This is a genomic window from Kitasatospora sp. NPDC059571 (assembly GCF_042735675.1).
Lineage (GTDB): Bacteria > Actinomycetota > Actinomycetes > Streptomycetales > Streptomycetaceae > Kitasatospora.
The window spans coordinates 32707-38301 of record NZ_JBHWBW010000014.1; the positions used below are offsets into that span (position 1 = coordinate 32707).

Here is a 5595-nt window from a genome sequence, read left to right on the forward strand (position 1 = left end):
GGGGCGCTGTGGGGGCGTCGGCGCGGCGTCTCCCCACAGCCGCGCGCTGTCTTCTGGCGCCCGCGCCCACCACCCGCCCCCCCCCCCCCCCCGCGACCTGGTCGAGCAGGATGCTGCCGCTGCTCCCGGCCGGGAGGGTCACCGTGAGGGTGTTCGTCCCGGCCTGCAGCTGCGGCCATATGTTGGTGCTGTACCAGGCGCGGTCCTGGTCGGTGGAGCCCTTCGAGTAGTTCTTGAAGGTCACCCCGCCCGGGTGGTCCTTGCCGTTGACGGTCACCTGCGCCGGCTGGTCGGCCCCGGTGTTGTTGAAGTGCAGCCAGAACTTGAACTGCCCGGCCTGCGGGGCGGACACCGTCCAGGTCACCGTCGAACCGCCCTGCAGCGTCAGGTAGCTGCCGTCCGCCGAGACGGCGCCCTTGACGGTGTTCGCCGACGGGGCGTTCTGGGCCTGGAGCTTGGCCGCGTCGGAGACCGGCTTGCCGTCCGGCGTGGGGCTCGCCGGCGCCGACGAGGGGGCCGCCGCGCTGCTCGGTGCGGCCGGGGCGCTGCTGTGGGCGCCCTTGGACGCCTTGGAGGTGCCGTCCGGGTCGCCGGAGGAGAGTGCGATGCCCACGCCGATGGCGACCGCGGCGACCACCGCGACCGCGCCGATCACCGCACCCTTGCCGCGCCCGCCGCTCGGCCGGTCGTCGCCCGGCCGCGGCCGGGAGCGCTCGGCGTACCGGCTCTGCTGGGGCAGCGGCGCGGTCGGCAGGGTGCCGTGCGGCGCCGTCTGCTGCCCGTAGGGCTGCTGCTGCTGGCCGTACGGCGCCTGGGGCGGGTACGGCTGCTGCGCCGGGGCGGGCTGCTGCCCGTACTGGGCGCGGCCGACCTCCATCGGGCGGCTGTAGGAGCTGCGCGGCTGGGCCGGTGCGGCGGAGCCGTCGGCCGGGCGGTAGAGGTACCCGAACGGGTCGTCGTCTCCCGCGCCCTCGGGCGCGCCGTTGCTGCCGTCCGTGGTCACGGTGCTCACTCCCCGGGCAGATGGTGGACGCTCGTACCGGGGAACCCTACCTAACGGGGCCGACCCCGGGGAAAGCAGACCTGGGCCGCGGCTAGCCCGCGCGCCGGTGGGAACGCTCTCCGCGCGCGCCGCGCACAGAACCTCCACGCGCCCGCTTCTCGTCGTACATCCGCTCGTCCGCGGCGTGCAGGACCTCCTCGATCGACATGCCGCAGCCGGCCCAGCCGATGCCCAGGCTGACGCCCACCCGCATCGCCCGGTTGTCGATCCGCATCGGCGGGATGATCGCGTTGCGCAGCCGCCCGGCCAGGTCCTTGGCCTCCTGGCGGCCGATGCCGTCGGCCAGCACCACGAACTCGTCGCCGCCGAGCCGGGCCACCGTGTCGCCCTCCCGGACGGCCTGCTGGAGCCGCCGGGCGACCTCGATGAGCACCGCGTCGCCGGCGTTGTGGCCGAACCGGTCGTTGATCGACTTGAAGCCGTCGAGGTCGCAGAAGAGCACCGCGAGGCCCTTGTCGCCGGGCGGCGGCACCCGGTGCCCGGCGTTCCACGGCTCGGGGTCCTCGGGCAGCTCGACCGGGACAACGGTGTGCACGTGGGCGGCGTGGCGCAGCTCGGCGCGGCCGAGCACCGCGCCGGACACGAAGGCCTCGACGTCACGGTCCAGCGCCGGGTCGGCCGAGCCGTAGCCGTGGCTGGGCGCGGCCGGCACGGACCCCTCGAAGGCCGCGTGGGCGCTGTAGGACAGCCCGGAGGCCGCGAACGCGGCGCCGTGCGCGGCGGCCCCGCCGGGCGCCTGCGGGAGGCTGCACAGCCGGCGGCCGAGCCGGGTGCGCAGCTCGGCGCCGTTCGGCAGCCCGGTGAGCGCGTCGTGGCTGGCCCGGTGGGCGAGCTGGAGCTCGTGGAGCTTGCGGTCCTCGATGTCCTCGACGTGGGTCAGCAGGAAGCTCGGACCCTCCGCCGCGTCCGCGACCACCGAGTTGCGCAGGCAGACCCACTGGTAGCCGCCGTCGCGCCGGGAGAGCCTGAGCTCGGCGCGGCCGCCCTCGGCGCTGGTGCGCTGGAGCAGGGCGAGGTCCTCCGGGTGGACGAGGTCGGCGAAGCTCTGCTGCCGCAGGGTCGCCCGGGGCCGGCCGAGCAGCCGGCAGAGGGCGTCGTTGACCCGGGTGAGCTGGCCGCGCCCGGCGCCGTGCAGCTCGGTGATGGCCATCCCGCTCGGCGCGTACTCGAACGCCTGACGGAAGCTCTCCTCGCTGGCGCGCAGCGCCTGCTGCTCCTTCTCCAGGCGGGCCAGCGCGCGCTGCATCTCGGCGCGCAGCCGGGCGTTGCCGATGGCTATGGAGGCCTGCAGGGAGAACATCTCCAGCGCCTCGCGGGTCCACGCGCCGGGCCGTTTGCCGCTGCGCGGGCGGTCCACCGAGAGCACGCCGAGCAGGTCGCCGCCGGCGCTGTACATCGGGGCGAAGAGGAAGTCCCGCGGGTGCCAGTCGTTGGCGTAGACCGGCAGCGGGCCGTCGCCCGTCCAGGTCGGCACGTCGGTGCCGACGGCCCAGCCTCGGTCGTAGGGCAGGAAGCGCAGGGTGCCCCAGTGGTCGCTGACGCTCAGCATCCGGTCCCAGGAGTCGCGCGGGCCGACCTGGCCGAGCAGCACCGCGGGCCCGCCGACCCCGCTCTCCTCGACCTCCCAGACGGCCGCCACCACCAGGTCGCCGTCGGGCCGGACGAGGCTCACCGCGGCCGCGTCGAACCCGAGCCCGTGCACCGCGCCCTCCACCACGGCCTGCAGGGTGCCGGCCAGGCTGCGGGCAGCGTTGAGGTCCGCCACGACCCGGTGCAAGGTGCGGAGGGTCGCGAGGCGGACGTAGGGCTCCGACTCGGCTTCCATGCGGGGGCTCCCCGGCTGCTTCGGATAGGCGGTGATGGTTATCGTCCGATTGCCAGAAGAAACTGAATCACAGCGAGCACAGCGATAGGCACGCTCGGTCAGCAATACGTCGTCACTTGTGACTTAAATCACACAACACCTGCGTACCCATACCCAGTGCAGCGGACGGAAAGCAGGACATCCACCGACATCGGGCCCTCCTCACGTGGGTCGGCGGGGTGTCGGACGGTAGTACCGAGGGGGCCTGCGGGGCCCGGCGACACACCGCGGGGCGTGAACGGCCGGCGAATCCCGGGCCGGCACCCCGGTCGCCGGTCCTACGACCAGGGGCCGATTCCGCCGCGCCGGGCGGCGGACTACCGTGCGGTACGTGTACAGCTCCCCGCAGCCCTCCCAAGCCCCTGCCGCGACCCCCGAAGAGTTCCGGGCCGCGCTCGGCCAGCTGGCCTCCGGCGTGGCCCTGGTCACCGCCTGCGACCCCGAGGACGGCGAGGACGTCGGCATGACCGCGACCTCGTTCCTGTCGGTGTCCCTGGAACCGCCGCTGGTCCTGGTGTCGGTGCGCGAGGACTCGCGAATGGACGACGTGCTCACCCGCGCCGGGACCTGGGCGGTCTCCCTGCTCGGCGAGGAGCACCGGACGCTGGCCTCGCGGTTCGCCATGAAGGGCCGGCTGAGCGACCGGCTGCTGTTCGCCGACACCCCGCACCGCCGCGGCGAGCACTCCGGATCGCCGCTGGTCGAGGGCGCCCTGGCGACCGTCGAGTGCCGGACGGAGCAGCGGGTCACGGCCGGCGACCACGTCCTGGTGGTCGGCCGGGTGCTGCACGCCGCCGTGCCGGGCCCGGCCGGGCGTCCGCTGCTGTACTTCCGCGGCGACTACCGCCGGCTGGGCTGACGCGCCCTCACCCGGCGTCGCGGATCCGGCCCCGGCCCTGCTTCAGGTCCGCGCGGTGCTTCTTGTTCGACAGCCGGCGCTCCACCATCCCGCGGGACGGCTTGGTGGCCCGGCGGGCCTTGGGCGGCGGAGCCGTCGCCTCGCCGAGCAGCGAGGCCAGCCGGGCCGCGGCCACCTCGCGGTTGCGCCACTGCGAGCGGTGCTCGGAGGCCCGGACGACCAGCACCCGGCCGTCCACCAGCCGGCCCGCGAGGCGCTCCAGGGCGCGCTCCTTCCACACCGGGGGCAGCGCCGCGGAGGCGGCCAGGTCCCAGCGCAGCTCGACCTGGGTGTCGGAGGTGTTGACGTGCTGGCCGCCGGGGCCGGAGGAACGCGAGAAGCGCCAGACGAGCTCGGCGTCGGGGACGACCACCGACCCCCGTACGCGGATGGGCTCGGACATGCGTCCATCATCGCGCGCCGCACCCGCCCGGGTCACGCGGTTATGCACGCCCGCGTGCGGCCCCCCGCCCGCGCCCTCGGCGGGGCCGCGGCTGGGAGGATGGGGCCGTGATCGAGCTCGGCTACTCCCTCTCCAACCGCTTCCCCGACCCCCCGCAGACCGACTACCGCAGCGCCCCGGTGCGGAGCCTGCGGTACGACCTGTTCTGCGGCGACGTCTTCCTGGAGGCGGACGGCCGCGACCTGTCCACAGCCTGGGGATGGGTCCCGGTGCTGGACTTCGCCTGGGCACTGTGCGACGTCGTCGAGCAGCTGGACCGCGACCCTCGGGGCAGCCGGGCGGCGGTCGTGCAGACCGCCGACCTGGACTTCACCCAGAACACCGAGCTGCTGCGGTTCGCCCGGCGGTTCGGCCTGGTCGAGATCAGCGCCACCTGGCTGCGGGACGCCGAGCCCGCCGTGGTGCGCCACGCCGAGCTCCGCCGCGAGGCCCGCGACTTCCTCCAGGACGTTCTCGCGGACCTGACGGACCTGCACGACGGCCTGGCCGACAATCCGAACATCTGGACGGTGCAGGGGCGCTTTCCGCGGGTCTGACCCCGCGACACCCCCTTCCGGGACGATTCGTGCGAGAAACACCGCCCTTCCTGGAACCATGGCCCCCGCGACCAGCGTTCTTCCGAACAAAAGCGACCGAAGGGACACACACACCATGCCCGTGAGCCTCTCCAAGGGTGGCAACGTCTCGCTGACCAAGGAGGCCCCCGGCCTCACGGCCGTCACCGTCGGCCTCGGCTGGGACGTCCGCACCACCACCGGTGCCGAGTTCGACCTCGACGCCAGCGCGATCGTGCTGAACAACGACGGCAAGGTGTACTCCGACCGTCACTTCGTCTTCTTCAACAACACCAGCACCCCGGACAGCACCGTCGTGCACACCGGTGACAACCGCACCGGCGAGGGCGCCGGCGACGACGAGGCGATCAACGTCAACCTCGCCGGCCTGCCCGCCGACGTCACCCGGATCACCTTCCCGGTCTCGATCTACGACGCGGTCAGCCGCGGCCAGTCCTTCGGCCAGGTCCGCAACGCCTACATCCGCGTGCTGAACGCCGCCGGCGGCGCCGAGATCGCCCGCTACGACCTCTCCGAGGACGCCGCCACCGAGACCGCCATGATCTTCGGCGAGCTCTACCGCGCCGGCAGCGAGTGGAAGTTCCGCGCCATCGGCCAGGGCTACGCCTCCGGCCTGGTCGGCATCGCGCAGGACTTCGGCGTCAACGTCTGACGCACCGGCACGCCGTCAACGGCGCCGCCGCCACGAACGGGCGATGCCCGGGGCCGGCAGGTTCTGCGCCACCCACCGGC

6 protein-coding genes are annotated in these 5595 nt (G+C 74.0%); 3 read left to right on the forward strand and 3 right to left on the reverse strand.

Going from position 1 to position 5595, the window contains the following annotated elements; all coding sequences use genetic code 11:
- Nucleotides 1–1003: hypothetical protein (locus ACFV0G_RS03885; protein WP_380541119.1), on the reverse strand; the 1003-nt coding region annotated here is incomplete at its 3' end.
- Between the two features lie 91 nt (nt 1004–1094).
- Nucleotides 1095–2888: a diguanylate cyclase domain-containing protein gene (locus ACFV0G_RS03890; protein WP_380541122.1), complete on the reverse strand. Its 1794-nt coding sequence runs from the start codon at nt 2886–2888 to the stop codon at nt 1095–1097.
- Nucleotides 2889–3258: 370 nt separating this feature from the next.
- Between ACFV0G_RS03890 and ACFV0G_RS03895 the strand changes: the two genes are divergently transcribed.
- Nucleotides 3259–3786 (forward strand): flavin reductase family protein, encoded by a 528-nt coding sequence (locus ACFV0G_RS03895; RefSeq protein WP_380541124.1) that lies wholly within the window; start codon nt 3259–3261, stop codon nt 3784–3786.
- Between the two features lie 7 nt (nt 3787–3793).
- Here the strand turns inward: ACFV0G_RS03895 and arfB are convergent, their stop codons facing one another.
- Nucleotides 3794–4228, reverse strand: a complete 435-nt coding sequence (gene arfB, locus ACFV0G_RS03900; protein WP_380541126.1) for an alternative ribosome rescue aminoacyl-tRNA hydrolase ArfB — start codon at nt 4226–4228, stop codon at nt 3794–3796.
- A gap of 107 nt (nt 4229–4335) precedes the next feature.
- Here arfB and ACFV0G_RS03905 point away from each other — a divergent pair, with 107 nt between their 5' ends.
- Entirely contained in the window at nt 4336–4824 is a 489-nt protein-coding gene (locus tag ACFV0G_RS03905; RefSeq protein ID WP_380541129.1) for a hypothetical protein, read from the forward strand.
- A gap of 115 nt (nt 4825–4939) precedes the next feature.
- Nucleotides 4940–5515, forward strand: a complete 576-nt coding sequence (locus ACFV0G_RS03910; RefSeq protein WP_380541132.1) for a TerD family protein — start codon at nt 4940–4942, stop codon at nt 5513–5515.
- Nucleotides 5516–5595 lie beyond the last annotated feature (80 nt).

What these genes read in the sequence shown, in the direction of transcription:
- ACFV0G_RS03890 (WP_380541122.1), bottom strand. Translation starts at nt 2,888, where the DNA reads ATGGAAGCCGAGTCGGAGCCCTACGTCCGCCTCGCGACCCTCCGCACC.
- arfB (WP_380541126.1), bottom strand. Translation starts at nt 4,228, where the DNA reads ATGTCCGAGCCCATCCGCGTACGGGGGTCGGTGGTCGTCCCCGACGCC.
- ACFV0G_RS03910 (WP_380541132.1), top strand. Translation starts at nt 4,940, where the DNA reads ATGCCCGTGAGCCTCTCCAAGGGTGGCAACGTCTCGCTGACCAAGGAG.